At 70.9% G+C, this 25,338-nt stretch carries 29 protein-coding genes and 1 tRNA gene; 13 read left to right on the top strand and 17 right to left on the bottom strand.

The genetic code is table 11. The features are described 5' to 3' along the window. Positions 1–34: 34 nt before the first annotated feature. Positions 35–1,705 (bottom strand): DUF885 domain-containing protein, encoded by a 1,671-nt coding sequence (locus ACIBTX_RS13500; protein ID WP_357132959.1) that lies wholly within the window; start codon positions 1,703–1,705, stop codon positions 35–37. A 107-nt stretch (positions 1,706–1,812) separates the two neighbouring features. Here ACIBTX_RS13500 and ACIBTX_RS13495 point away from each other — a divergent pair, with 107 nt between their 5' ends. Next, positions 1,813–2,835, top strand: a complete 1,023-nt coding sequence (locus ACIBTX_RS13495; RefSeq protein ID WP_396832499.1) for a DMT family transporter — start codon at positions 1,813–1,815, stop codon at positions 2,833–2,835. Positions 2,836–2,870: 35 nt separating this feature from the next. On the opposite strand, the gene ACIBTX_RS13490 is transcribed toward ACIBTX_RS13495, so the two are convergent. Together ACIBTX_RS13490 and ACIBTX_RS13485 are read right to left on the bottom strand one after the other, a co-directional pair. Further along, the gene (locus tag ACIBTX_RS13490) at positions 2,871–3,941 is read right to left on the bottom strand and encodes a PHP domain-containing protein (RefSeq protein ID WP_357132957.1); all 1,071 of its coding nucleotides are present in this window, start codon (positions 3,939–3,941) and stop codon (positions 2,871–2,873) included. Between the two features lies 1 nt (position 3,942). Continuing rightward, entirely contained in the window at positions 3,943–4,710 is a 768-nt protein-coding gene (locus tag ACIBTX_RS13485) for a peptidoglycan DD-metalloendopeptidase family protein (protein ID WP_357172743.1), read from the bottom strand. Positions 4,711–4,771: 61 nt separating this feature from the next. Here ACIBTX_RS13485 and ACIBTX_RS13480 point away from each other — a divergent pair, with 61 nt between their 5' ends. From ACIBTX_RS13480 to ACIBTX_RS13465, 4 genes are all read left to right on the top strand, one after another. Then, the gene (locus ACIBTX_RS13480; RefSeq protein WP_396832498.1) at positions 4,772–5,161 is read left to right on the top strand and encodes a hypothetical protein; all 390 of its coding nucleotides are present in this window, start codon (positions 4,772–4,774) and stop codon (positions 5,159–5,161) included. Positions 5,162–5,273: 112 nt separating this feature from the next. Beyond that, positions 5,274–5,441 carry a hypothetical protein gene (locus tag ACIBTX_RS13475; protein WP_266247104.1) on the top strand — a complete coding sequence of 56 codons (168 nt, stop codon included), beginning with the start codon at positions 5,274–5,276 and terminating at the stop codon, positions 5,439–5,441. A 117-nt stretch (positions 5,442–5,558) separates the two neighbouring features. Beyond that, positions 5,559–6,086 (top strand): tRNA adenosine deaminase-associated protein, encoded by a 528-nt coding sequence (locus tag ACIBTX_RS13470; RefSeq protein ID WP_357132951.1) that lies wholly within the window; start codon positions 5,559–5,561, stop codon positions 6,084–6,086. Positions 6,087–6,117: 31 nt separating this feature from the next. Continuing rightward, positions 6,118–6,669, top strand: coding sequence for a nucleoside deaminase (locus ACIBTX_RS13465; protein ID WP_357132981.1), 552 nt, complete (start codon positions 6,118–6,120; stop codon positions 6,667–6,669). A gap of 42 nt (positions 6,670–6,711) precedes the next feature. Here ACIBTX_RS13465 and ACIBTX_RS13460 read toward each other — a convergent pair whose 3' ends face one another. Next, positions 6,712–7,875 carry a HAMP domain-containing sensor histidine kinase gene (locus ACIBTX_RS13460; protein ID WP_357172736.1) on the bottom strand — a complete coding sequence of 388 codons (1,164 nt, stop codon included), beginning with the start codon at positions 7,873–7,875 and terminating at the stop codon, positions 6,712–6,714. Beyond that, entirely contained in the window at positions 7,872–8,528 is a 657-nt protein-coding gene (locus tag ACIBTX_RS13455; protein ID WP_357132947.1) for a response regulator transcription factor, read from the bottom strand. The genes ACIBTX_RS13460 and ACIBTX_RS13455 overlap by 4 nt, the downstream gene beginning before the upstream one ends. Positions 8,529–8,660: 132 nt before the next feature. Between ACIBTX_RS13455 and ACIBTX_RS13450 the strand changes: the two genes are divergently transcribed. The 4 genes from ACIBTX_RS13450 to ACIBTX_RS13435 are packed head-to-tail and all read left to right on the top strand — an operon-like array spanning position 8,661 to position 12,158. Next, a complete protein-coding gene (locus ACIBTX_RS13450; RefSeq protein WP_357132945.1) occupies positions 8,661–9,182 on the top strand; it encodes a hypothetical protein in 522 nt (173 codons plus the stop codon). Further along, positions 9,179–10,267: a peptidoglycan-binding protein gene (locus ACIBTX_RS13445; RefSeq protein WP_357172731.1), complete on the top strand. Its 1,089-nt coding sequence runs from the start codon at positions 9,179–9,181 to the stop codon at positions 10,265–10,267. The genes ACIBTX_RS13450 and ACIBTX_RS13445 overlap by 4 nt, the downstream gene beginning before the upstream one ends. Positions 10,268–10,275: 8 nt before the next feature. Beyond that, on the top strand, positions 10,276–10,959 hold the full coding sequence (locus ACIBTX_RS13440) for an ABC transporter ATP-binding protein (protein WP_396832511.1): 684 nt from the start codon (positions 10,276–10,278) through the stop codon (positions 10,957–10,959). Then, a complete protein-coding gene (locus ACIBTX_RS13435; RefSeq protein WP_357398980.1) occupies positions 10,959–12,158 on the top strand; it encodes an ABC transporter permease in 1,200 nt (399 codons plus the stop codon). The genes ACIBTX_RS13440 and ACIBTX_RS13435 overlap by 1 nt, the downstream gene beginning before the upstream one ends. Before the next feature lie 128 nt (positions 12,159–12,286). Here the strand turns inward: ACIBTX_RS13435 and deoD are convergent, their stop codons facing one another. Then, a complete protein-coding gene (gene deoD / locus ACIBTX_RS13430) occupies positions 12,287–12,994 on the bottom strand; it encodes a purine-nucleoside phosphorylase (protein WP_334627940.1) in 708 nt (235 codons plus the stop codon). A 75-nt stretch (positions 12,995–13,069) separates the two neighbouring features. Between deoD and ACIBTX_RS13425 the strand changes: the two genes are divergently transcribed. Further along, positions 13,070–13,156 (top strand) — tRNA-Ser (locus ACIBTX_RS13425). A gap of 208 nt (positions 13,157–13,364) precedes the next feature. Further along, complete coding sequence (locus ACIBTX_RS13420; RefSeq protein WP_357132938.1) at positions 13,365–14,138, top strand: hypothetical protein; 774 nt, start codon at positions 13,365–13,367, stop codon at positions 14,136–14,138. Between the two features lie 6 nt (positions 14,139–14,144). Here the strand turns inward: ACIBTX_RS13420 and ACIBTX_RS13415 are convergent, their stop codons facing one another. From ACIBTX_RS13415 to ACIBTX_RS13390, 6 genes are all read right to left on the bottom strand, one after another. Next, positions 14,145–14,921: a class I SAM-dependent methyltransferase gene (locus ACIBTX_RS13415; protein ID WP_357132936.1), complete on the bottom strand. Its 777-nt coding sequence runs from the start codon at positions 14,919–14,921 to the stop codon at positions 14,145–14,147. Positions 14,922–14,925: 4 nt separating this feature from the next. Next, on the bottom strand, positions 14,926–15,753 hold the full coding sequence (locus ACIBTX_RS13410; protein ID WP_396832510.1) for a TauD/TfdA family dioxygenase: 828 nt from the start codon (positions 15,751–15,753) through the stop codon (positions 14,926–14,928). 48 nt (positions 15,754–15,801) lie between these two features. Beyond that, entirely contained in the window at positions 15,802–16,857 is a 1,056-nt protein-coding gene (locus ACIBTX_RS13405; RefSeq protein ID WP_396832496.1) for a thiamine pyrophosphate-dependent enzyme, read from the bottom strand. A gap of 70 nt (positions 16,858–16,927) precedes the next feature. Further along, positions 16,928–17,503 (bottom strand): histidine phosphatase family protein, encoded by a 576-nt coding sequence (locus tag ACIBTX_RS13400; RefSeq protein WP_357132930.1) that lies wholly within the window; start codon positions 17,501–17,503, stop codon positions 16,928–16,930. Position 17,504: 1 nt separating this feature from the next. Continuing rightward, the gene (locus tag ACIBTX_RS13395; protein WP_357132928.1) at positions 17,505–18,362 is read right to left on the bottom strand and encodes an isocitrate lyase/PEP mutase family protein; all 858 of its coding nucleotides are present in this window, start codon (positions 18,360–18,362) and stop codon (positions 17,505–17,507) included. A 291-nt stretch (positions 18,363–18,653) separates the two neighbouring features. After that, positions 18,654–19,403 (bottom strand): SDR family oxidoreductase, encoded by a 750-nt coding sequence (locus tag ACIBTX_RS13390; protein ID WP_357132926.1) that lies wholly within the window; start codon positions 19,401–19,403, stop codon positions 18,654–18,656. Positions 19,404–19,532: 129 nt separating this feature from the next. Here ACIBTX_RS13390 and ACIBTX_RS13385 point away from each other — a divergent pair, with 129 nt between their 5' ends. Then, the gene (locus tag ACIBTX_RS13385) at positions 19,533–20,165 is read left to right on the top strand and encodes a TetR/AcrR family transcriptional regulator (RefSeq protein WP_396832495.1); all 633 of its coding nucleotides are present in this window, start codon (positions 19,533–19,535) and stop codon (positions 20,163–20,165) included. Positions 20,166–20,169: 4 nt separating this feature from the next. On the opposite strand, the gene ACIBTX_RS13380 is transcribed toward ACIBTX_RS13385, so the two are convergent. After that, positions 20,170–21,105, bottom strand: a complete 936-nt coding sequence (locus tag ACIBTX_RS13380) for a TetR/AcrR family transcriptional regulator C-terminal domain-containing protein (RefSeq protein ID WP_357132922.1) — start codon at positions 21,103–21,105, stop codon at positions 20,170–20,172. 176 nt (positions 21,106–21,281) lie between these two features. Here ACIBTX_RS13380 and ACIBTX_RS13375 point away from each other — a divergent pair, with 176 nt between their 5' ends. Then, positions 21,282–22,898, top strand: coding sequence for a carboxylesterase/lipase family protein (locus tag ACIBTX_RS13375; RefSeq protein WP_396832494.1), 1,617 nt, complete (start codon positions 21,282–21,284; stop codon positions 22,896–22,898). 58 nt (positions 22,899–22,956) lie between these two features. On the opposite strand, the gene ACIBTX_RS13370 is transcribed toward ACIBTX_RS13375, so the two are convergent. From ACIBTX_RS13370 to ACIBTX_RS13355, 4 genes are all read right to left on the bottom strand, one after another. Beyond that, positions 22,957–23,451, bottom strand: a complete 495-nt coding sequence (locus tag ACIBTX_RS13370) for a hypothetical protein (protein ID WP_396832509.1) — start codon at positions 23,449–23,451, stop codon at positions 22,957–22,959. A 92-nt stretch (positions 23,452–23,543) separates the two neighbouring features. Further along, positions 23,544–24,098 (bottom strand): hypothetical protein, encoded by a 555-nt coding sequence (locus tag ACIBTX_RS13365; RefSeq protein WP_396832508.1) that lies wholly within the window; start codon positions 24,096–24,098, stop codon positions 23,544–23,546. Between the two features lie 130 nt (positions 24,099–24,228). Further along, complete coding sequence (locus ACIBTX_RS13360) at positions 24,229–24,420, bottom strand: DUF397 domain-containing protein (RefSeq protein WP_396832493.1); 192 nt, start codon at positions 24,418–24,420, stop codon at positions 24,229–24,231. Further along, a complete protein-coding gene (locus tag ACIBTX_RS13355; protein ID WP_396832492.1) occupies positions 24,411–25,178 on the bottom strand; it encodes a Scr1 family TA system antitoxin-like transcriptional regulator in 768 nt (255 codons plus the stop codon). The genes ACIBTX_RS13360 and ACIBTX_RS13355 overlap by 10 nt, the downstream gene beginning before the upstream one ends. Between the last annotated feature and the right edge of the window lie 160 nt (positions 25,179–25,338).

The following is a 25,338-nucleotide window of genomic DNA, read 5'->3' as shown; positions in this document are numbered from 1 at the left end:
CGGACCGGACGCCGCCCCACGAGCTGAACACCGGTCAGAGTCGGGCCAACGCCTTGCGCAGCGGGTCGAGGCCCAGCGCGCCCAGGTCCAACGCCTGCCGGTGGAACTCCCGCAGGTCGAAGTCGGCGCCCTTACGAGCCATCGCGTCCTCGCGTGCCTGCAACCAGATCCGCTCACCCACCTTGTACGACGGCGCCTGGCCCGGCCAACCCAGGTAGCGGTTCAGCTCGAAGCGCAGGTTCTCGTCCGGCACCCGGCAGTGCGCCCGCATGAACTCCCAACCCAGCTCGGGCGTCCACCGCTCGCCCGGGTGGAAGCCGAACGGGTTGTCCTTCGGGATCTCCAGCTCCAGGTGCATGCCGATGTCGACGATCACCCGTGCGGCGCGCATCGCCTGACCGTCGAGCATGCCCAGCTTGTCGCCCGGGTCCTGGAGGTAACCCAGCTCGTCCATCAGCCGCTCCGAGTACAGCGCCCAGCCCTCGCCGTGCCCGGAGACCCAGCAGAGCAGCCGCTGCCAGCGGTTGAGCAGGTCGGCCCGGACGGCCGTCTGGGCCACCTGAAGGTGGTGCCCCGGCACGCCCTCGTGGTAGACCGTCGTCACCTCGCGCCAGGTGGAGAAGTCGGTGATGCCCTGCGGCACCGCCCACCACATCCGACCAGGCCGCGAGAAGTCCTCGCTCGGCCCGGTGTAGTAGATGGCCCCGTCGCTGGTGGGCGCGAGGCAGCACTCGATCCGGCGGACCTGCTCCGGGATGTCGAAGTGGGTGCCGTGCAACTCGGCGATGGCCTTGTCGGCGAGCGCCTGCATCCAGTCGCGGAACGCCTCCTTGCCCTGGATCGTGCGCGCCGGGTCGGCGTCGAGCCGCGCCACCGCCTCGTCGACCGTCGCACCCGAACCGGCGATGCGCCCGGCGACGACCCGCATCTCCGCCTCCAGGCGGGCCAGCTCCGCGAAACCCCAGGCGTACGTCTCGTCGAGGTCGATCTTCGCGCCGAGGAAGTACTGCGAGGCGAGTTCGTAGCGCTCCCGGCCGGCGGCCTGCTTGTCGCGCCCGTGCGGGGCCAGCTCGGCCCGCAGGAACTGACCGAACTCGGCGGTGGCCGCGGTGGCCGCCGCCGCGCCCCTGCGCAGCTCGGCGCCGAGGGTGCCGTCCGCGCCCAGCCGCTCGACCAGACCGTGGAAGAAGTTGTCCCCGGTCGGGTCGGTCCAGATGTCGCACTGCTTGGCCACCTCGACGAGCTGCACCTTCGAGCTGACCTGCCCGTCGGCGAGCGCCTCACGCAGCGTGGTCTTGTAGCCCTCCAGCGCGCCGGCGAGGCCGTTGAGCCGGGTGGCGATGTTGGCCTGCTCGTCGGCCGTCGCAGTCGGCATCAGGTCGAACACCATGCGGATCTCGTGCAGCCCGCTGGTGATCACGCTGACCTCGCTGGTCGTCTCGCCGGCCTCGTAGCGGGCCAGGTCCAGACCGAGCCGTTCCTGCATGGCCTCCTTGGCGGTGCGCTCCGCCTCGGTGTCCGGCTCGGCCGTCTCCAGCTCGGTGAGCGTCTCGCGGGTCAGGTCGGCGCGCGCCCGGTATCCGTCCGGTGAGAGGTCGTCGAGCTTGTTGTCATGGCCGGCGATGCCGACGTAGGTCGCGCCGGTCGGGCTCAACGGCGCCCACTTGTCCACGTAGCGGTTGGCGATTTCATCAATTCGTCCCACGCTGCGACACTACGTGACCGCCCGGTCAGGATGTCGATGTCAATTGTCGTGTCCAAGCAGCGGAAAAGCGGACGACTCTGTCGCACCCCTCCGGCAGAGTGTCAGGGGTGACAACCGATATCGCTCCTGACAGGGTCCCGCTGCGGGCCTGGTTACCGGGCTTCTTCGCCCTCGCCGCCATCTGGGGCTCCAGCTTCCTGTTCATCAAGGTCGGCGTGGCCGAGCTGCACCCCGTGCAGCTGACCCTCTACCGCGTCGGCGCCGGCGCGCTGACCCTGTTGGTCGTCCTTGCGGTGCTGCGCGACCGGCTGCCCCGTGAGCCCCGGGTGTGGGCGCACCTGGCCGTCGTCGCCGCGTTCGGCGTGGCCGTGCCGTTCACCCTCTTCGGTTACGGCGAGCAACGGGTCGAGTCGATGCTCGCCGGCATCTGGAACGCGACGACGCCGTTGATCGTGCTGCCGCTCGCGGTGCTGGTGTTCCGGACCGAGCGGTTGACCGTACGCCGGGCGATCGGCCTCGGGCTGGGCTTCGTCGGCGTACTCGTCGTGCTCGGGGTCTGGGAGGGCATCGGAGGGGCGCACTTCGTCGGGCAGGTGATGTGCTTCGGGGCGGCCGCCTGCTACGGCGTCGCCATCCCGTACCAGAAGCGGTTCATCGCCGGCAGCACGCACTCCGGGCTGTCCCTGTCCACGGCGCAGCTGCTGCTCGCCACCGTGCAGCTCGCCATCGTCACCCCGTTCGTCGCGGGCGCGCCGCCGCTGCCCACCGAGCTGTCGGCGAAGGTCGTGGCGAGCGTCCTGGCCCTCGGCGCGCTCGGCACCGGGCTCGCCTTCGTCATCAACATGCGCAACATCCGGTTGGCCGGCGCGAGCACGGCGTCCACCGTCACGTACCTGATTCCGATCTTCGCGGTGCTGATCGGCGCCGTGGTGCTGGACGAGCGGCTCAACTGGCACCAGCCGGTCGGTGCGCTCATCGTGCTGCTGGGCGTCGCGGTCGCGCAGGGCGTGTTCGGCCGTCGGACGCCCCGACCGGTCGTCGGCGTGAGCGCGCCCGCCGCGCCGGCCGTCGAGCCCGCCGCGCCGGCCGTCGAGCCCGCCGCGCCCGCCGTCGAGCCCGCCCGCCGCTGACCCGCCGCCATGCCTCGACCAGTCCGGACCGCCGGTCAGGCTCGGTTGCGGGTCCACTCCACGAGCTGCTCGGCCGACCAGGTGTTGACCACCCGGTCGGCCGGGACGCCGCAGCGCGCGGCCCGCTCGCAGCCGAACCGCTGCCAGTCGAGCTGGCCGGGCGCGTGCGCGTCCGTGTCGATCGCGAAGCGGCAGCCCGCCTCCAGGGCGCGTCGGATCAGTCGCTTCGGCGGGTCCTGCCGCTCCGGCCGGGAGTTGATCTCGACTGCGGTGTCGTGTTCCGCGCAGGCGGCGAAGACGGCGTCCGCGTCGAAGTCGCTCTCCGCGCGGGTCCGGGCCCGGTGCCCCTTGTCACCCGGGCCGGTCACCCCGGCCGGCCGGGACGACACCATCCGGCCGGTGACGTGACCGAGGATGTCCAGGTGCGGGTTGGCAACGGCCCGCACCATGCGCCGGGTCATCTTCGACCGCTCGTCCTTCAGGCCGCTGTGCACCGAGCCGACCACCACGTCGAGTCGGGCCAGCAACTCCTCGTCCTGGTCGAGCGACCCGTCGGCGAGGATGTCCACCTCGATGCCGGTGAGGATCCGGAAACCCTCCGGCAGCGCCGCGTTGACCTGCGCCACGTGGTCGAGCTGACGGCGCAGCCGCGCCGCGGTCAGCCCCCGGGCCACGGTCAGCCGCGGCGAGTGGTCGGTCAACACCAGGTACTCGTGACCCAACTCGACGGCGGCCAGCGCCATCTCCTCGATGGGCGAGCCGCCGTCGGACCAGTCCGAGTGGGTGTGGCAGTCGCCCCGCAGGGCGGCGCGCAGCGCCGCGGCCTCGGCATCGAGGTCGCTGCCCTCGGTCGCCACCAGCCGGCGCAGATAGACCGGTTCCTCACCGGCCAGGGACTCCGCCACGCAGCGAGCCGTCACGTCGCCGACACCGGCCAGCTCGGTGAGGGTGCCGTTGCCGGCCCGTTCGGCTACCTCGGCCGCCGGCAGGCCAGCCAGCGCCGTGGCCGCCGAACGGAACGCCCGCACCCGGTAGGTGGCCTCGTTCGCCCGCTCCAACAGGAACGCGATCCGGCGCAGGTCGGCGATGGGGTCCCGGGCGGCCATGTCAGGGAGCCTTCGGGCAGCCGTGTTGGCGCTGCCACGCGGTCACCTCGGCGGCCGGTTCCCGGTTGCCGTCGCGCCGCCACGAGTCCAGGTAGCGCGCCGGCCAGATCACGCCGCGCCGGATCCACCACCCGTCCTTACCGGCGCACGGCGGCGAGATCCCGAAGTGCACGTGACAGACGTTGTTGGCGTTGCCGGTCCGGCCCACCTTGCCGAGTTGCTGGCCGGCACGCACCCGGACCCCCGCCTCGACGCCGGACGAGACGACGCTCAGGTGCGAGCCGTAGTAACGCACCCCGTCGTCACCGAGCAGCGACACCGACAGGCCGCCGTTGTCCGGGCCCTGCGGCCCGCTCTTGGAGTACCTGTCGACGCGACTCACCTCCAGCACCTTGCCGTCGGTCACCGCCACGAACGGCTGACCGCAGTTCGCGAACACGTCCGTCGCAGGGTACGCCCCGTGCGTCGGGTGGTAGTCCACGTTGTCGGCGCGTACCGGAAAGACATGCCGGACCCCGGCGCGGGGCGCGCTCGGCGACGGCGTGGCCGACGACGGCGTCGGGCTGGCCGGGGCGTTCGTGGTCGGCGCGACCGGCGGGGCCGCCGGCTGCTCCCCGGTCGCCCAGACCGCCGACGGCGACGGCGCGGCGACGCCGTCCGGCGGCACCCCGGGCCGGGTGGTCGCGCAACCGGCGGCGAGCATCGGGGCGAGCAGCAACAGGATCGGGTACGCCGGACGCACGCGGCGACCGATCGTCGGCGAGGGCATTCGGCCATCCTGACAGACCGGTACCGTGGGGACGAGCGACGCGCGTGAGGGAGGGCAGCCGGTGAGCATCGCCCGAGAAGGCCCCATCCCGGACCCGGCCGCCGCGCGCCCGGCGTCGCGTACCCCGTCGGGGCTCTTCCCGGCCGGGCCACCGACCAGACCGACCTACCGCGAACCGCACCCGGTGACCGGCGCTGGGGTCGCCTCCGGCGGCGGTGCGGCGGCTGCCTGGCTGCTGCTGTTCGGGCTCCTCGGCACCGACGTGGTCGGTTACGCGTGGTGGACGGTGGTGGCCGGCCTGCTCGCCTGGGCCACCGCGCTGGTGCTGGTGCGGTACGGCGACCGTGGAGTGGCCACCGGAGTGGCCATCGTGACCGCCGGCGGCTGGAGCATCGCCGCCGCCGTGGTGGCCGTGCGCTGGGCGACGAGCGGTGACTGGCCGCTGTGGTGAGCGAGGCCGGACCGACCCGGATCAGGGCGTGGGCGACTGCGTCGCGTGCCCGGTTGGCTGCGGAGCGAACGCCGTCTTGACGTGGCCGCCGAGACTCGGCACTCTCGGCACTATGGCCTGGACCACCCCGCGGCAGGACCCGGATCGCAACCGCCGCCGCCTCCAGTTGCTCGCCGAGTTGGCGGGCGCACGGGCGGTACGCCAGCGCAGCCGGCCGCAGCGAGAGCGCACCGAGCGTCTACGCCAACTCATCGCCACCCGCCGTCGGGTAGCTGGCTGATCGGACTTTGTCAGGTTTGGCCGGCGTCTCGGGGCGTTGACCGGTCGCCTGCCGACCCGACCGGCTAACGTGCACCCTTGACGAGTCGGCGCTGTGCCGAGGGCTTTTGGGGGAACCGTGTCGTACTTCGCTGCGGCCGTGGTGCGTGATGACAGTGGCTGGACCGCGACCGAGGTCAACCTTCGGGGTGCCACGGACATCGACGAGGTCGCCGACCGGCTGCGCGACGTCGACCAGGAAGCCGACGTGTCGCTGCTCTTTGTCGAGGCCGACGACGCGTACCTGGTGATCCTGCGTCTCGACGAGGGCGAGGACCTGCGGGTCTTCGGATCGGACTCGGCGTACGCCGAGGAGTCCCGGCTGGGTCAACTGCTGGTCGGTGACCTGAAGACGTCGGTGACCGGGCTCGACGGCGACGACGAGCCGCGCCCCGCCGCCAGCGGCGACGAGGAGAGCGAGCAGCCCGCCGTCGACCCGGAGGCCGATCCGGTGGGCGACGCCGACCTGCTCGCCAACCTGGGCATCTCCGCGCAGAAGCTGCTGACGCTCTGCGGCACCGAGGGAATGCTGCCGGCGGACGTCACCGCCGAGATCTGCGAGGCGCTCGGCTGCGCCGACGAGGTCGAGGAGTTGCGTGAGGTCTGAGCCGGCCGACGCCACCGACCCGTCGTTGGAGATGATCAGGCCGGGCCAGCCGACGCCCGGCGCGGTGGGCCGAGCCGGGCCGGGCGCGCACGAGGGCCTGGCCGACCCCGGTGAGATCGGGCGACGGCAGCGGCACGAGCGGTGGATGCGCCGAGCCCTGGAGGTCGCCGTCACCGACCCGGCGATCCCCAGCGGTGGCGTCGACGACATACCCGTGGGCGCGGTGCTCTACGGCCCGGACGGCGGCGAGCTGGCGATCGGGCGCAACGAGCGGGAACTGACCGGCGACCCCACCGCCCACGCCGAGGTGCTGGCCCTGCGCCGGGGGGCCGAACGGACCGGCGAGTGGCGGCTGGACGGCTGCACGCTGGTGGTGACGTTGGAGCCGTGCACCATGTGCGCGGGCGCGCTGGTGCTCGCCCGGGTCTCCACGGTCGTCTTCGGCGCGTGGGAACCCAAGACCGGTGCGGCCGGCTCGCTCTGGGACGTGCTGCGCGACCGCCGGCTCAACCACCGTCCCGAGGTGTACGGCGGTGTGCTGGAAGCCGAGACCGCCGCCGTGCTGCGCGCCTTCTTCCGCTGAGGCCCCGCGCTCTCGCTGGCCCCGCGAGGGGGAGGCGGGTGGTCAGGTTGCGGGCAGGGTGACCGTGACGACCAGGCCGCCACCCGGGCGGGGGTGCGCCTCGGCGGTGCCGCCGTGGGCCCGAGCAACCGCACGGACGATCGACAAGCCCAGTCCGAAACCACGCGTACCGGCCACCCGCTCGCGCGACAGCCGGCGAAACGGCTGGAACATCGTCTCGACGTCGTAGCCGGCGATCAGCGGGCCGGTGTTGGTCACCGTCAGGGTGGGTCGTCCGTCCACCAGGGCGGTGCGCACCTCGACCCATCCGTCGGCGGCCAGGTTGTGCCGTAGCGCGTTCTCCACCAGGTTGAATGTCAGCCGTTCCAACAGCACCGGGTCGCCATTGGTCGGGGCCGGGGCGAGCGACCGGTGTACGGGCAGGTCGGGCGCCTGCCTGCCGGCCTGGTCGATCACGTGCGCGCAGACCTCCGCCAGGTCGACCGCCGTCCGCTCGGTCAGCTCGTTCTCCGAGTCGGCGAGGGTCAGCAGCCCGTCGATGAGCCGTTCGTGCCGCTCGTTGACCGCCAGCAGCGACTCGCCCAACCTGCGCGTCTCCTCCGGCGCGTCCGGCCGCGTCACGGCCAACTCCACCAGCGCGCGGTTCAGCGCCAACGGCGTCCGCAGCTCGTGCGAGGCGTTCGCCACGAACCGGCGCTGCCCGTCGAAGGAACGGTCCAACCGTTCCAGCATCTCGTCGAACGTGTCGGCGAGTTCGCGTACCTCGTCGCGGGGACCGGCGAGCGCGATCCGCTCGTGCAGCCCGCGACCGGCGGTGTCCGCCCCGGCGATCCGCCGCGCGGTGTCGGTGACCTGCTGCAACGGCTGCAACGCCCGCCCGGCGAGCAGCCAGCCGAACGCGATGGCCACCGCCGACACCACGATCAGCGCGATGCCGCCCTGGGTGAGCAGCGACTCCAACGCGTTGCGCCTCGCCTCGCTCTGCGCCTCCTCGACGAGGGCGCGCAGCGTCTCGATGTTCTGCCCGTTGCCCGGCTTGGGTGGCGTCGCGGTGGTCTTCGGCAGGTCGCTCAGTTTCACCCCGAACGGCTGGGGCGTCCGTTGGTCCACCAGCACGTACGTGACGGCGAGCAGGACCACGCCGGCCAGCAGGAAGAGCCCACCGTAGATCAGGGTGAGGCGACCGCGGATGGTGAGCCGCTTCATCGGATGCGGTACCCCGCTCCCGGCACCGTCTCGATCACCGGTGGGTCGCCGAGCTTACGGCGCAGCTTCACCATGGTGACCCGGACCACGTTGGTGAACGGGTCGATGTGCTCGTCCCAGGCGCGTTCCAGCAGCTCCTCGGCGGAGACCACGGCGCCGTCGGCGCGTAGCAACTCGGCGAGCACCGCGAACTCCTTGCGGGACAGCGCCACGTGCCGGTCGTCGCGGCGTACCTCGTGGCGGGCCGGGTCGAGCTGGATCCCGGCGCGGCGCAACGTCGGCGGTGCGGCCGGGCGGGCGCGACGGGTCAACGCGTGCACCCGCGCCGACAACTCCACCAGGGCGAACGGCTTGGTGAGGTAGTCGTCCGCGCCGATCGCCAGGCCCGCCACGCGCTCGCGTACCGCCGCGGCGGCGGTCAGCATCAACACCCGGGTCTCCCCGCCCGCGTCCACGATCGCCCGGCACACGTCGTCGCCGTGCACCACCGGCAGGTCCCGGTCCAGGACCACCACGGCGTACTCGTTGACGCCGAGCCGTTCCAGCGCGGCGTCCCCGTCGTACGCCACGTCGACCGCGAACGACTCACGGCGCAGCCACTCGGCGATGGCGTCCGCCAGCAGGTTCTCGTCCTCGACCACCAGCACTCTCACCCGTCCATGGTCCCCGTTGGCGGGTAACGGCGGCGTAACCGTGCACGGTTACGCCCCGGATACGTCCGCTGCCGTGAACTGGGCGGCAACGTCCGGCGATCCGCGCCGGAGGAGGAAACGGAGGCGGACACCATGCGGCGACAGATACTCGCGATCCCCGCCCTGCTCGTGCTGGCACTGGCCGGGTGCGGCCCAGCCGACGACGGCGGTGGAGTCGCGACCGCCGGCGGGGCGAAGGACGGCGTGACGGCGAGCGCCACCCCGGCGGACGACTCGGAACGGCAGCTCGCGTTCGCCCGGTGCATGCGGGAGAACGGGGTGGAGATGCCCGACCCGGAGGCGGGCGGGCGGCCGGCGTTCCGGTTCGGCGAGAACGTCGACCCGCAGAAGGTGCAGTCCGCCATGGAGAAGTGCCGCGACAAACTGCCCAACGGCGGGCAGGGTCCCCAGCTCAACCCGGAGCAGGCCGAGCAGATGCGCACCATGGCCAAGTGCATGCGGGAGAACGGCGTGCCGAACTTCCCGGACCCGGACGCCGACGGACGGATCCAGATCACCAAGGGCGACAGCGGGCTCGACCTCGGTGACCCGGCGCTGCGCGCCGCCATGGAGAAGTGCCGGCAGTACGCGCCGCAGTTCGGCGGTGGCCGGTGACCGGCACCACCCGACGCGTACCGCTGCGGGCTGCCCTCGTCGGTGGCGTCGTGCTGCTGGTCGCGGCCGTGGGCGTGATCGCCGCGGTCGGCTTCGGCGGCCGGAGCGGCGGCGACGCCGCCCAGGCCGGCGCTTCGGCGGCCACCGCCGCCATCACCCGGCAGACCCTCGCCGACTCCCAGACGGCCGACGGCGAGCTGGGGTACGGCACGACGCGTACCGCCACGGCGAGGCTGAGCGGCACGCTCACCGGACTGCCGGCGACGGGGTCGACGGTACGGCGGGGCAAGGCGCTCTACCTGGTCGACAACGCGGAGGTGGTGCTCCTGTACGGCGGACTGCCCGCGTACCGGACGCTCGCCCCCGGGGTGGAGGGCCCCGACGTCGCGCAGTTCGAGCGGAACCTCGTGGCGCTCGGCTACGACGGATTCACGGTCGATGACGAGTACACCGGGGCGACCGCCGACGCGGTCCGCGAGTGGCAGGACGACCTCGGCCTGGCGGAGACGGGCCGGGTCGAGCCCGCGCGCGTCGTGTACGCCGACGGGGAGGTGCGGGTGGAGAGCCACCAGCTCGACGTCGGCGCGGTCACCCAGCCCGGTCAGGCGGTGCTCACCTACACCGGCACCAGCCGGGTGGTCACCGTCGAGTTGGACGTGGACGACCAGCGGCTGGCCAAGCGCGACGCGAAGGTCGCGGTCAAGCTGCCGGACGGCCGGGCGGTGAACGGCACGATCAGCACGGTCGAGACGGTCATCCAGACCGGTTCCGCCGGCGCCAACGGCCAGGCGGCGGAGGCGGAGACGAAGATCGAGGTGACCGTAACGGTGACCGATCCGAAGGCCCTCGCCGGCTTCGACCAGGCCAGCGTCGACGTCACCTTCACCGCCTCGGAACGCGCGGACGTGCTCACTGTGCCGGTGGCGGCGCTGCTGGCCCTCGCCGAGGGCGGCTACGGCGTCGAGGTCGTCGACGGCGGCGCCCGCCGGATCGTGGCGGTGACCACGGGCCTGTTCGCCGACGGGCGGGTGGAGGTCACCGGCGAGGGAATCGCCGAGGGAACGACGGTGGTGGTGCCGGCGTGACGGGCGACGTGATCGTGCTGGACCGGGTCAGCAAGCGGTATCCCGGCGGCGTCGTCGCGTTGGACGACGTGTCGTTGCGGATCGGCTACGGCGAGCTGGTGGCCATCGTCGGCCCGTCCGGGTCGGGCAAGTCGACGATGCTGCACCTCATCGGCACCCTCGACCGGCCCTCGTCGGGCAGCGTCCTCATCGACGGGTACGACGCGGCGAAGCTCACCGACCGGGAGCTGTCGGCGCTGCGGGCCACCCGCATCGGCTTCGTGTTCCAGCAGTTCCACCTGGCCCCCGGCGTTCCGGTGGTGGACAACGTGGCCGACGGGTTGCTCTACTCCGGCGTACCCCTGCGGAGGCGGCGCGACCGTGCGGAGGCCGCGCTGGTCCGGGTCGGCCTGGGCCACCGGCTGGGGCACCGGCCGCACGAACTCTCCGGCGGGGAGCGGCAGCGGGTGGCCGTGGCCCGGGCGGTGGTGGGTGAGCCGGCCGTGCTGCTCGCCGACGAGCCGACCGGGAACCTCGACTCGACGTCCGGCGCCGGAGTGCTGGAACTGCTGCACGAGCTGCACCGGGCCGGCACCACCGTCGTGGTGATCACCCATGATCGGGAGATCGCCGACAGCCTGCCCCGACAGGTACGGATGCGGGACGGCGCGGTGCGGCACGATTCGGTCCTCGCGGCGGGCGGGGTCGGCTGATGGCGGTGCTCACCCCGGCTCGGATGGGCCCCGGGGACGTCCTGCGCGTCGGTGGCGTGGGCCTGCGGACCCGACCCCTGCGGGCGTTCCTGTCCGCGCTGGGCATCGCGATCGGCATCGCCGCGATGATCGCGGTCGTCGGCATCTCCTCGTCGTCCCGGGCCGAGTTGGACCGGGCGCTCGACGCGCTCGGCACCAACCTGCTCACCGTGGAACCGGGCAACACCCTGTTCGGCGCGGACGCCCAGCTCCCCGAGGAGTCGGTGTCCATGATCGGCCGAATCGGTCCGGTGACCGAGGTGTCCGCGACCGGGCAGGTGTCCGACGCCAAGGTCTACCGCTCGGACCGGATTCCGGCCGCCGAGACGGGCGGGATCGCCACCCGGGCGGCCCGCCTGGACCTGCTCGGCACCGTCGGGGCCGAGGTGACCAGCGGAACGTGGCTCAACGAGGCCACCGCCCGCTACCCAGCGGTGGTCCTCGGCGCGACCGCCGCCGACCGGCTGGGGGTCGGCGAGGCGGATCCGCAGGTACAGGTGTGGCTGGGCGGGCGGTGGTTCACCGTGGTCGGTGTCCTCGCTCCCGTGCCGCTCGCCCCGGAGCTGGACACGTCGGCGTTGGTCGGCTGGTCGGCGGCGACCGACTATCTGGGCTTCGACGGGCATCCGAGCACCGTCTACACCCGGGCCGAGGAGTCACAGGTCGAGGCCGTCCGGTCGGTGCTCGGCGCGACCGCCAACCCGGAGGCGCCCAACGAGGTGGAGGTGTCCCGCCCGTCCGACGCGCTGGCCGCCGCCGAGGCGACCGACGCCGCCTTCACCGGGCTGCTGCTCGGGCTGGGCGCGGTCGCCCTGCTCGTCGGTGGCGTCGGCGTCGCCAACACCATGGTCATCTCGGTGCTGGAACGCCGGGCCGAGATCGGCCTACGCCGGTCGCTCGGGGCCACCCGAGGTCAGGTACGCACCCAGTTCCTCGCCGAATCGCTGCTGCTCTCGGCGCTCGGCGGGGTCGGCGGGGTGCTGCTGGGAATCCTGGTCACCACCGGATACGCGCTGTCCCAGGACTGGCCGACCGTGGTGCCGGCGTGGGCGATGCTCGGCGGGGTGGGTGCGACCCTGGTCATCGGCGGCTTCGCCGGCCTCTACCCGGCGGTCCGCGCCGCCCGGCTCGCCCCGACGGAGGCGCTCACCGCTGTCTGAGCGGCGTGGCCCGGCGTGTCGTGGCGTGGCGTGGCCTGGCCCGGCGTGGGCGAAAGAGCGTGATGACTGTGAGGCATCAAGATGCCTGTGAGTCATCACGCTCTCCGCGGTGCGCCGTCCCCGGAAGGTCAGGCGATGATCGTGTCGAGCGCGATCTCGACCATCTGGCTGAAGGTCTGCTCCCGCTCCTCCGACGTGGTCTTCTCGCCGGTCTTGATGTGGTCGCTGACGGTCAGCACGGTCAGCGCCCGAGCCTTGAACCGGGCCGCGATCGTGTAGAGCGCCGCCGACTCCATCTCCACCGCCAGCACGCCGTAGTCGGCGAGCGTGTCGTAGAGGTCCGGCCGGTCGGTGTAGAAGGCGTCCGCCGCCAGGATCGGTCCGACGTGCATCGCGATGCCGCGCCGCTCGGCCACCTCGACCGAGGTACGCAGCAGCCCGAAGTCGGCCACCGGGGCGTAGTCGATCAGACCGTCGAAGCGCATCCGGTTCATGTTCGAGTCGGTGGACGACCCGATCGCCGCCACCACGTCACGCAGTTGCAGGTCGGTGCTGAGAGCGCCGCAGGAGCCGACCCGGATCAGCGTCTTCACGCCGTACTCGTTGATCAGCTCGTGGGCGTAGATGGAGGCGGACGGCATGCCCATGCCGGAGCCCTGGACGGAGACGTCGACGCCGTTCCAGCGGCCGGTGAAGCCCAGCATGCCCCGGACCGTCGAGTAGCAGGTCGCGCCCTCGAGGTAGGTCTCCGCGATCCACTTGGCCCGCAGGGGGTCACCTGGCATCAGGACCCGCTCGGCGATCTCGCCCGGCTTCGCGCCGATGTGCGTACTCATGGCAAAGATCCTGCCAGGCCGGCTCGGGCGATACCGGTTCGGCGTCCGAACCCGCGGTCCTGTACCCTCGTCGGCGGTGGCGTGTCCGAGTGGCCTAAGGAGCACGCCTCGAAAGCGTGTGAGGGTTTACGCCCTCCGCGGGTTCAAATCCCGCCGCCACCGCTCGTGCGTAGCAGCGCGCCGGGGACCGTACGGTCCCCGGCGCGCTGCTTGTTCTCCGCCGTCAAGGTCTGCGTGAGACTTTGCAGAAGAGACGAAATTTCTACTGGTTGCGATCATCACATTAACTGTGGTAACTCTATGAGCTTCCGGTGTCCAGGCGGTTCCGCACACTTGAATTCCATCGACTCGGCCGTTTCGGGGAGTGGCGATGAAGAGGCTTCTGAGGTTCTTGGACGCGGCATTCATCACGCTTCAGGCGATATTCGCGCTGACTGCGGTGGTCGTCACCGAGGTCCTCAATCAACGAAATCTGCATCTCACATTCATTGAAGCACTCCTGGCGATGATCGTCATTGACTTCTTCATTCTCTTCAGCAGTCGCTGGAAAGTGCTGACCAGGAGTACCGAGGAAATTGCGAGGACGCTCGCCCATCGGGGAATAGGTGTCGAGTTCGTCGAACGCCACACCTTCGACTGGAGAACCGCTGTGGCGTCGGCGCGTCACGACGTCTTCATCAGTGGTACCACGTTGACCGGCTTCGTGGCCGCGAAGGATCTGTTCGCCGGGCTCAACAGACGTGTGCAGGTGCGCTTCCTGGTGCTCAACGTGGGCGACCTCGACGTCCTCGAGGGGTTTCGGCGGATGAGGTACTCGGACTCCGAGCGCCACAGTCAGCAGCGGTACCTGAATCAGGCGAACCTCTTCAAGGATCTCTACATCCGTTTGCGGGGCAGCGGAAATATTCAGTTCGCCGTGTCGGACCGCATCATGCCCATGGCCTTCATCGCGATCGACGTGAACCGGCTGTCGGAGAATTCCCTCATTCGCGTCCAGCACTACCTGCACGAGAACGAGGCCGACCAGGCGACGGTTTCCTACGTGGTGCGACCCGGCAATCCCACCTATACCCTGTACGCGTCGCAGATCAAGATCCTCTGGGATGCGGCTCTCAAGCAGAACACCTACCTCGACGCGCCATGACAGCGGCTACTTTTCGGCGATCCAGACCGTCCAGGTGTCGCGTTCGACCGCCGGCCAACGAGGAATCCGCTCGACGACGTAGTCGGCTAGTTGACGGATACGCCGGTCGTTGAGCGCGTGGAGCAGGGACCGGCCGCGCCGCAGGACGATCTCCTCGTACAACTCGCCCGGTTCGCGGAACACTTTGCGCAGCTCACAGACTTTGCTGCTGTTGACAAGCCGGAATCCTGCCTCCAGGAGAGCGGCCGTGACATCCGGCTCTCGTCGCCGGCGTTCGATCTCGGTTGCCCTCAGCCGTTCGTCGAAGGCGAGGTAGTAGCCACGGATGTGCTCCGCCGAAGGCGGTAGGAGGACGTCGTCCACCGTGCGGTCCTGGACCCAGAGCAGGCCGGCGGGTTTCAGGATGCGGCGGGCCTCCCGGAAATTGCGGTGCAACGTCGTGAAGTGGTGGATGAGAGCTCTCTCGACGACTCCGTCGAAGACGTCGTCCTCCGCGCCCACGGCCTCCGCGTCGGTCAGCAGAAATGACACGCGGTCGACTCCCTGGCAGTAGCTCCGGGCCGACTCCAATGACAGGTGCGACGAGTCCATCCCGACGACCAGCTGCGGTGCCATGCCCGCGATCGCCTTGGTGTAGATGCCACCGCCGCATCCCAGGTCGGCGACCAACCGACCCTCCGGGCGCATGAGTCGCGCGAAGAGCGTCGACCAGGCGGGGTCCGCGGACCGCCCGACGTAGGTGTCCCGATTGTGAGGATCGTGGAAGTCGATGTACTTGCTCATTTGATCATCGCCTGATCCAGGCTCGCAGCATCAGTCTCCCCGCGCCCTCGGACGCGTCGACGAAGGCATGACGCCCGTGCAGGTAACGCCGGTTGTCGCTGATCACGATCTGCCCCCGGAGCAGCCGCCCCTCGATGTGTAGAGCCTCGCTGGCCATCACGGCGTCGAGGAGATCCATGGCCCTCGTCTCGGCCGGAGTCAGCGGCCGCACCCCCGGCATCGCATGCCCGGACTCGATATAGTCCCGCAGATATGTTAAGTGGTGCGCGCGGTCGTCGGCCCCCGAGCGCTCGACGACCCGCCGTACGATCGTGGCACCGGGTGCGTCCTTGCGCCGCTGGTCGAAGTGGAACTGGTTACCCAGGACGTCGAGGATGTCCGGCATCTGTGCCGACGCCAGCCGCAGGATCTCCTGCGAGTCTATGAAGACGAGTTCACCGCCGGCCGCCGCCTGACGCAGGCAGAGAAGGGCGATGAGATCCGGCACCTCGCCGGGAACGGGTACGCCGTCGGTATGGAAGCTTCCGCCGTCCCGGCTGTCGGAGTAGCGGAGCGTGCGATCCGACAGGTCGTTCCCCCGGTACGTCACCTCTCTCAGCAACTGTGCCGAAGGGCCGACGCTTTGTGGGATCAACGTCCCGAGCGCCTCGCAGATCAGGGGGAAGACGACCCGCAACTGCGGGCCGGGGAGATCGTCGAGCCCGGACAACACCGCGATGCCGCGCGTGGTGAGCACCTCACCGATGCCGCAGGCGTCAACCAACCGGCTCACCTGCCGGCGCCATGTCCCGCGCGGCTGTCGCTCCAGGCGCGCCACGTCGGCGGGATCCATGAACACCTGGTACGGGGTGAAATTCACGACTCATACCTCCTCGGAGTCCTACCGGAACCGATGGGACGTCGTCCTCGTCCGCACGAACGGCGGCCGGGGCCGAGCAGGTGGGCCGACGCCTGCGGGGCGCGTCAGCATCTCGACCAGCACCGGGCCGGTCGCGTTCAGCAGTCGGGCCAGCGCGGTGAGGACATCAGGCGTGGTCGGGCCGCGGAACACTCCCGTGGGCCAGCCGAGGTCGTGCCCGAGGGCCGAGAAGCTGAAGCGGGATCCGAGCGTGTCGCCGCCACCGACCGACTCGTGGCTGCCGTTGTTGACGATCACGTGCCGGTAGTTCGGGACGGTGAGCGCGGTGGGCAGGAGCACCGCTCCCAGATGCATCAGGGCCGAGCCGTCGCCGTCGACGCAGATGACCGGCACGTCCGGGCGGGCCACCGCCAGACCCTGAGCGACGGAGCACGCGTGACCCATGGCGCCGACGCAGTACACGAACTCGTCGAACCGGCCGGGATGGTCCGTGCGGTACTCGTGCACGAGTCTGCTGTTGAAGCCGGTTGAGCCGACGACGATGCTTCCGGACGGGGCAGTGTCCAGGACCAGTCGTACGGCGTCGCGACTGGTCCAGTCCTCCAGTGCACGGCCTCCCGTCGCCGGAGGTGTGGGCGGACGCGCGGCGCCGGCCTCGACCAGGACCGCGGTCACCGTGTTGCTGGCAACCGCCTGCTGGTGGGCCAGGCCCAGCGTGGAGACGACGTCCGACAGGTCGGACGCGCAGGTGGTGCGGAACGGGATGTCCGCCGCGCGGAGCAGGCTCGTCGTGGCGCGGCCCACCGCCTCATGTTGAGGCTCGTCGCCGGCCCAGCCCCGCATTCCGATGAGGAGGACCAGGGGGACGGACTGGACGGAGGCGTGCGTCAGCGAGGTGAGGGGATTCAAGGCGTTCAGCAGTCCCGAGTTCTGCATGCAGACCAGCGCGCATCTGCCGCCGCCGAGCGCCCAGCCGGCGGCCAGCGCCACGGCGGAGCCCTCGTTGGTGCACACGGACGCGTCCTCGCCCGGCTGCTGCCAGATCGGACCCAGGAACGTCAGAGAGGAGTCCGGCACACCGACGACCAGGCCGAAGGTCTCTCTGATTCGTTTGGCTGCGCCTGCCGCCTCCACGCTCACCCGTCCCTTATCGAGTCAGCTTCCGTGCGTTCGGAATGAACTCCTCGTGGCGTCGGATGAATGGCCGTTCCTCGACCTCGCCTATCCATACGCCCTCGAGATTCTTGTACCCGCTGTCCGAGCCGCCGAGAACGCGGACCACCGCGCTCATGAAACCGCCGTGGGTCACGGCTACGAGCGGCGTCGCCGAACCGTCGTGGGTGACTGAGTCGCGCCATTCCAGGAAGCGGCGGAAGACGGATTCGTCATGTTCGTATCCGTCCGGCTTCCGGCCCGCTGCCCGCCAACCCGGCCACTTCTGGTCGACGTCCTCCGGCAGCATGCCTTCCCAGGCCCCCCAGCTTCGTTCGATCAGCCGTTCGTCGACCCGGCACGGGATGTCCTGCGATTCCGCGATCGCCTCGGCGGTCAGGCGGGCCCGTTGCAGCGGGCTGGTCCATACCTGCGAGAACGGGGGGAGGGAGGCGAGCGCCTGGTGAGCCTGGTCGATGCCGGCCCGGGTCAGACGGGTGTCGCTGAGTCCCTGCATCCGGCCCGTGAGATTCCACTCCGTCTCACCGTGGCGCAGGAGGAGAAGCTCCATCTCAATTCCACCCTGATTCCGACTGCAACTTCAGGACCTCCTCCATCGAGGCGAGCGCCAGATCCGCCGGTTGACGTCCGCCCGCTCCGAGGATGGACTGGTACGTGTCGTCCATGGCTCTGACCGCGGCACGCAGCCCCTGATTGGCGTAGATGGCCAGGGCGAAGCCGGCGCGTTGCATCTCCTCGAAGCCTGTCTGGCGGATGGAGGTGGCCAGCACCCCGAGGGGTGCCCTCCCGCGCCAGCCGTCGGCGAACGCCTCCAGCGCGTGCATGTCACTGGATCGGTGCTGGATGATGATCGCGTCGGCGCCGGCCTCGACGTAAGCGTTCGCTCGTTCGAGTGCGTGGTCCACGGAGAACCCCTGGGAGAGCGCTTCGGTGCGAGCCACCACCAGGCAGTCATCAGCGGTCCGGGATCCGGCGGCGGCCGTGATCTTCGAACAGAAGCGATGGACATCATCGAGCTGGTGTTCACCATCCAGGAACGTGTTCCTCTTGGGGAAGGCCTGATCCTCGAGGCATATCGCATCGATGCCCCGGTCCACCGCCTCTCGGGCCAGCCGCCGTACGTTGATCACGTCTCCGTAGCCGGTGTCGCAGTCCACGATGACCGGGTGGGAGGTGGAGCGCTTGATGCGCCAGGCGGCATCCAGCATCTCGTTCAGAGTGATGACACCCTCGTCGACGAGGCCAAGTGAATTCGTGACGCCGAAGCTGCTCACCCAGATGGCGTCGAAACCCCGGTGCTCGGCCAGCCGGGCTGAGAGGGCGTCGTGGGCGCCGGCGACCACCGCGATTCTGTCCCCTGTCAGCAGGTCGGAAAGACGTCTTGCGGGCCTCTCTCGACGTACCGTCACGCTGCGGCTCCTCCGACTAGGGATCCTTGGGCAGGTTGGCACCTCTTCCCGTGATACTGCCGACGATCTCAGTGCTTGTCGAGCGGGCCCGGAAGCGGCTCCGTCGGTATTAGAGGATGATGCCAATCGATGCGTCGGCCAACCTGTCAGTATCGGCAGGTCAGCCCCTCCATTGAATCCCCCAGGCCTCAACGGGGTCGGGGCGAAGAGGTTGCTGGTGCGGCCGCCACCGCTCGGGAAACACGAGAACGCCCGGTGCGATCCCCTGCGGATCGACCGGGCGTTCTCCCGTCAGAGCTGCGTTTCGCCGCCGTCGACGAACAGCTCGCTGCCGGTCATGAAGCTGCTCTGGTCGGAGGCGAGGAAGAGCACCGCGTTGGCGATCTCGTCCGGGTGGGCCAGGCGGCCCATGGGCACGGTGGACGCGATCGTCTTGAGCAGGGCGGGCGACTCCCCGGGGCTGGGAGCCAGGCCCGCGAGTCCGGGAGTCTCGGTGGAGCCGGGCACGAGTGTGTTGACCCGGATCTTCCGGTCCATCAGCTCGGCGGCCCAGGAGCGGCCGAACGAGCGGATGGCGGCCTTGGACGCGGCGTAGACGCTGAACGCCGGAATGCCGCTGACCGCCGACGTCGAGCCCGTCAGCACGACTGAGGCGCCCTCGTTGAGCAGGGGCAGGGCCTTCTGGACGGTGAAGATGGTGCCGTAGACGTTGGTGTCGAAGGTGGTGGCGACGTGCTCGACCGTGATCGAGTCGAGCGGCCGGAACTCGCCGCCGCCGGCGTTGGCGAACAGCACGTCGAGCCCCGCGCCGCGCTCCTCGATGGCCCGCATCACCCGGTCCAGGTCGTCGAGGTTGCCGACGTCGCTGACGATGCCCGTCGCGTTGACGCCGATGCTGCTCACCGCCTCGTCCAGCGGGCCCTTGCGCCGGCCCGTGACGAAGACGTACGCGCCTTCGGCGGCGAAGCGGCGGGCGGCGGCCAGGCCGATGCCGGTGGTGCCCCCGGTGACGAGGGCGGTCTTGCCGTCGAGCTGTCCCACGATCGGTCTCCTTCGAAAATTGTGTACCGAGCGGTACTGATCCGACCGTAGCAACCCCTGGGCCGTGCGACAAATTTCTGTACCGATCGGTTTCATCGCGGCTAGGATGGGTGCCGGAGGTGATCGACCGTGCCGGTACGAGGGCGTCCTCGGGGCTTCGACGTCGACGAGGCGTTGGAGCGCGCGCTTGAGGTGTTCTGGCGTCAGGGGTACGAAGGCGCCTCGATGACCGACCTCACCGCGGCCATGGGCATCAACAAGCCCAGCCTCTATGCCGCCTTCGGCGGCAAGGAGGAGCTGTTCCGCAAGGCCGTGGCCCGCTACGCCGAACAGGACATGGGGTACGCGCGGCACGCAATCGCCCAGGGCACCCCGTACGAGGTCGTCGCCACTCTCCTGCGCGAGAACGTGCTCGCCGTCACCCGACCCGACCGCCCGGCCGGCTGCCTGTCGATCCAGGGCGGCACCGCCTGTTCCAGCGAGAACGGGGGCGTCGCGGAATTCCTCGCCGCCAGCCGTCTGGCCGGTGAGCGGGCCCTCGCCGACCGGTTCGCCCGTGCCGTCTCCGAGGGTGACCTGCCGACCGACGCCGACCCGGCCGCGCTGGCCCGATTCGTCATGAGCGTCACCGAGGGGCAGGCGATCCACGCCGCCGCCGGGGTCCCTCGCGACGAGCTGCGGCAGACGGCGGAGATCGCGCTCGCCGGGTTCGCCGCCGTGTCCGGGGCGCGCCGCCCCGCGACTGCGGACAACCCGGCCTGAGCGCTCACGCTCGAACGAGCGCCGCCACCCCGTCGAGGAGCCGTTGCAGCCCGAACTCGAAGAGGCTGTCGGCGCTGAGGTCGATTGCCGACCGGGAGAGCCGGGCCAGGTGCGGGAACTCGCCAGCCGCGAGTAGCCGGCCCAACGCGTCGGCCTGGGCCACCATCCATTCGTCATCGGTCAGGCCGGTGTCCTGTTCCGCCTCGGCCCCCTGCTGGAGGTTCACCGCCGTCCCCCGTACGTGGTTGGCGAGGGCGACCACCAGGTGCAGCCGGGTGTGCCGGTCCAGCCCGCATCCGGCGAGGGCGCGCAGGGCGCATTCCGTGTGCGCGACGGCGTGCGGGGCCATCAGCGGACGGGTCAACGAGACGACCTGGGCCAGCCAGGGGTGTCGACAGTAGATCGACCACTGCAGCCGGCAGAGCAGCTCCAGTTGGGCCCGCCACCCGGGCGGGAGCGTGCCGGGCAGCCGATACGCGGCGAAGGCGGCGTCCGCCATCAGCAGCAGCAGGTGCTCTTTGCCGTGGACCTGCCGGTACAGCGACATGGTCGGCACGTCCAGCTCGGTCGCGATGCGCCGCATGCTGAGCCCGGCCAGCCCTTCGGCGTCGGCGATGCCGATGGCCGTACGCACCACCTGGTCGCGGGTCACCCCGTGCAGGGGTCCGCGCCGCACCTCGGCCCGTCCGCCCCGACCGGGCGTCGCGGGCTCCGAGCCGGCGACCACCATGCCCACGCCGGGCACCGCCCGGATCAGGTTCTCCTGCCGGAGCGCGGTGAGGGCGCGGCTCGCGGTCGCCATCGCGACGCCCCGTTCCCGGACGAGCTGGCGGGTGGACGGCACCCGGTCGCCGGGGCCCAGCTCACCGGACGCGATGCGCCGCCGTAGCTCCGCGACGATGCGCAGGTACGGGGGTGTGGACTCGTCGATCTCCGGCACGGTCGCCCTTCCGCCGGCCGAAGCCTAGCGCACTAGAGCACCCGAACCCGTCCGTAAACATTTCCAGCGGGCCGCTCGTGGGCGCACTAGAGCTACCTGGCCGACCCGTCGCCGAATCGACATGCTCGCCGCAGACGGCCGGTACGCCGTACCGGGTTCGATGATCGGAGACTGTGATGACCAGCATCCCGTACCGCCGGTGGGTCGTCGCGATGGGCGCGACCGCGCTCCTCGTGACGGCGGCGACGGCGGTCGGCCCGGCTGCCGAGGCGGCCGATCGCCAGGGCGCGGCCGTGGTGCGGACCGACCAGGGCGCCCTCCGGGGGGCCGTCGCGCCGGACCACCTGACGTTCGAGGGCATCCCGTACGCGCGTCCGCCGCTGGGCGCGCTCCGCTGGGCCCCACCGCGACCCGGGCCACAGTGGACGGGCGTACGCGACGCGACCCGGCCCGGCCCCGCCTGCGCTCAACTGAAGGGGCTGCCGATGGACGACCCGTCGGCGTCCGAGGACTGCCTCTACCTCAACGTCACCACGCCCCGCACCCCCGCCCGGACGCCACGACCGGTGCTGGTGTGGCTGCACGGCGGCGACTTCCGCTTCGGCCGGGGTGACGCCTACGGCGGGGAGCGGCTGGCCGCCGACGGCGACGTCATCGTCGTCACGGTGAACTACCGGCTCGGTGCGCTCGGCTTCCTGGCGCATCCGGCGCTGGCCGGGCCGGACGGGTCCACCGGCAACTACGGGTTGCAGGACCAGCAGGCGGCGCTGCGCTGGGTGCGCCGCAACGCGACGGCCTTCGGCGGGGACCCGGGCAGCGTCACCCTGGCCGGCCAGTCGGCCGGCGCGACAAGTGTCTGCGCCCACCTCGCCGCGCCCGGCTCCGCCGGCCTGTTCCACCGCGCGATCATGCAGAGCAACTCGTGCGCCAACCCCGTTCAGACCCGGGCGGAGGCGGTCGAGGCGGCGCGGGAGTTGGCCGGGCGGGTGGGTTGCACCGACCCTGGCGTGCTCGCCGTCTGCCTTCGGGGGCGGGACGCCGCCACGCTCGTCGACGCGGTCGGCTACCCGGGCGCGGGCGTCGACCTGGGCCCGGTGGTCGACGGCCGTACCCTGCCGGTGGATCCGGCGGACGCGCTGGTCAGCGGCCGGTTGCACCCGGTGCCGGTGTTGACCGGGACGAACCGCGACGAGTCCACGCTCCAGGTGTGGGGGATGGAACGCAGCGGGATGAACTGCCCCCAGCCGCCCGTCCCGGGGCAGCCGCCCGAGTCGTGCCCGCTCACCGACGACCAGTACCGCGAGCAGGTACGCGCCATGTTCGGCGACCGGGCGCAGGAGGTGCTGGCCCGCTATCCGAGCGACGACACGCGCTCCGCCAGCGAGGCGTTGGGGGCCGTGTGGACCGACCAGGCGTACGCGGAGCCGATCTATTCGGCCGCGCTGGCGTTCGCCCGGACCGTGCCGACGTACCTGTACGAGTTCGCCGACGAGGATGCGCCGTTCTTCGCCGAGGGGCCGACGCCGACCTTTCCGACCGGCGCGTACCACTGCGCCGAACTGCCGTACCTGTTCGACGTCGACTACGCCGAGGCCTTCACGCCCACCCAGCGGCGGCTCTCCGGCGAGATGGTCCGTGCCTGGAGCGACTTCGCCCGGACGGGTCGGCCCGGGTGGCCCCGACTGCGCGACCGCTCCGGGTACGTGCGGGTGCTGGCCGGTGGCGGCGGGTCGGGCACGACGGACTTCACGGCAGAGCACTCGTACGACTTCTGGCGGTCGCAGCGCGGCTGACATCTGAGCGGGCGGTCGTTCCAAACGTGGGACCGGCCGCCCGCCGTGCCGAGGCGGGTCAGCAGGGACCGGCGCCCTCGTCGAAGAGGCGGCGCGCCCACTCGGCGTACCCGGCGATGGTTTTTCGGACCGTGCGCCCGTCGTGCAGGAACAGGTACGCGCGGTCGCCGCTGCGGGCGAGCAGCCCGTCGAGCCGGTGTGTCCCCTGTGGAGCGGGCAGCCGGGTGACCGACGGGTAGCGGTCCCAGACCTCCTCGACCGGTGAGCCGGCCGTTATGCCCTCCGGTGTCCGCATCGGGTCGCCGACCCACAGCAGCACCAGTTTGTCCTCGACGAAGACGGGACTGGCCGTGTCGTGGCCGGCGAGGACCGGTCCGCAGGCGTCCAGGTCGGTACGCAGGACGCCCCGGCGGGTCAGCTCGGCCTCGGTGTCACCGAACTCGATGTCGCGCAGGCCGTTCAGGTCGATGATCTCGACTACGCCGGCGGGCAGGTTCGCGGGCATCGGCCCAGCGGACGGCGCACCGCTGCCCGCGATCGAGGCAGCAGTCAGCAGCATGGCAATAAACGTGAATTGTCGCAATTTCATGGAATCCCCCAGTCCCCAACGGGGCTGGGCCGTTCAGGTTGCTGCCCGCCGACGGATTACTGGTTTTCCCACTGTTCGATCAGATCGTCCCAGTGGTCGGCGCTGAGTCGACGCCGCCCGTGCGCCAGCCAACCGGCGGTGTTGCGTTCCAGATGCAACCCCAGCTCGGCGAACGGATCGATCCATGCCCCACGCTCGACGCCGAGTCGGATGAGTGCCGCATTGATCGGCCACTCCTCCCGTGGGGCTTCCAGCACGTCGTCGAAGCGCGGGCCCCAGGACAGCGTCCCGCCGAGCCACACCACGGCCGACTGGTGGCCGACCCCGCCGCCGAACTCCGCCTCCAGGTACGCCACCGGCCCCGAACGTGACCACACGGCCAGCAACTCGACCAGCGGCGGCGACAACACGAGGTCGAACGGCTGCTCGGCGCTGCGGTCGTCCGCCACGTAGTCCGGTAGCGATCCGGTCAGCTCGGCCACCAACTGCGGGGTGACCGGCAGTAGCGCGAAATCCTGACGCAGCTCACCGAGGACGGCGTGGTCCAGCTCGGCGGTGTGCTCGCGGAGCAGGTCCGCGTCCGCGACCACCGCGCTGAGCTGGTACGCCATCACACCCCTGCCGTCGTCCACAACCTGTGGATAGAACATGTGTACGACGGTTGTCCTCGCCGCCGTCCGTGCCTGGCACGGTACGCGGCGCTGCGGAACCGGGCGGCCCGGCGGGTGCGTGGTCGGGGACTCAGGCGCGGTCGCCGAGATCGACCAGGAACGCGCGCCAGGCCGTCGGCGTGAAGGCGAGCGCCGGACCGGTCGGGTCCTTGGAATCCCGCACGCCGACCACGCCGGGCAGATTGTCGGCGACCTCGACGCACGCGCCACCGTTGCCGCTGCTGCGGGTGCTCTTGCGCCACCGCGCGCCACTCAACTCCATGATTCCGCCACTTCCGTCATCAGCTCGACCGACTGTGAGTGCGACAGCGCCTCGCCGCGCACGTTCTCCCATGCCGCCATCATGGCCGCGATGTCGTCGGGGTCGCTAGCCACTTGTCCCTGAAGCTGGTTGTCCAGGTAGCCGGCAACCCGATGATCGTGGCTGTGCGCGATCACGAACGGCCCGTTCAGCCCGGCGTACGCGCCGACCGAGGCCGGCACGACGTGCACCCGGATGTGCGGCTCGGCGCAGGCCGCGACGAGGGCCAGCATCTGCTCGCGCATGGTCGACCGGCCGCCCACCGGCCGGCGCAGGATCGCCTCGTCGATGACCGCCGTGAACTGCGGCGGGTCGTCCCGCTTGAGCACACCCTGCCGGTTGAGTCGAACGGCGAGGTGCCGCTCGACCTCGCTCCGGGGGATCAGGCCCGCGCCGCCGAGGACCGCGCGGGCGTACGCCTCGGTCTGCAGCAGCCCCGGCAGAACGGTCGACTCATACCACCGCAGGGACACCGCCTCGCGCTCGATTTCCTGCCAGGGACGAAACCAAATGGGGTCACGACGTCTCGCAGTGTCCGGCCAGATGTCCGACACGCTCTTGTGGAGGGCTTCCGCTGCCGCCAGGCGGTGCCGAGGATGCGGGATGCGCCCCTCGGTCAACCAGCGCGCGACGGTCTTCGGGTCGACGCCGACGTTCTCGGCGAGGGATTCGGTGGTGTGCCCGGTGTCGTTCAGTGCTACCCGCAACGCGTCGTTCACGGCCCCTCCATCGGATGTCTCGAATATCTGAAAACCATATAGCTACGCCCTGTAGGTGCCCGGTGACGCGCCGCACTGTGGTCCACAGAAGACGGCGCGGCCGGTGGAGGCGCAGCAGCCCGGCGGTCGGCGTCAGTCCCGGGGTCGCCCCGACGCGGAG

This window comes from Micromonospora sp. NPDC049359 (assembly GCF_044466585.1).
Classification (GTDB): domain Bacteria; phylum Actinomycetota; class Actinomycetes; order Mycobacteriales; family Micromonosporaceae; genus Micromonospora.
The sequence above is the reverse complement of the archived record's forward strand: the minus strand, read 5'-3'. Positions and strand labels throughout refer to the sequence as shown.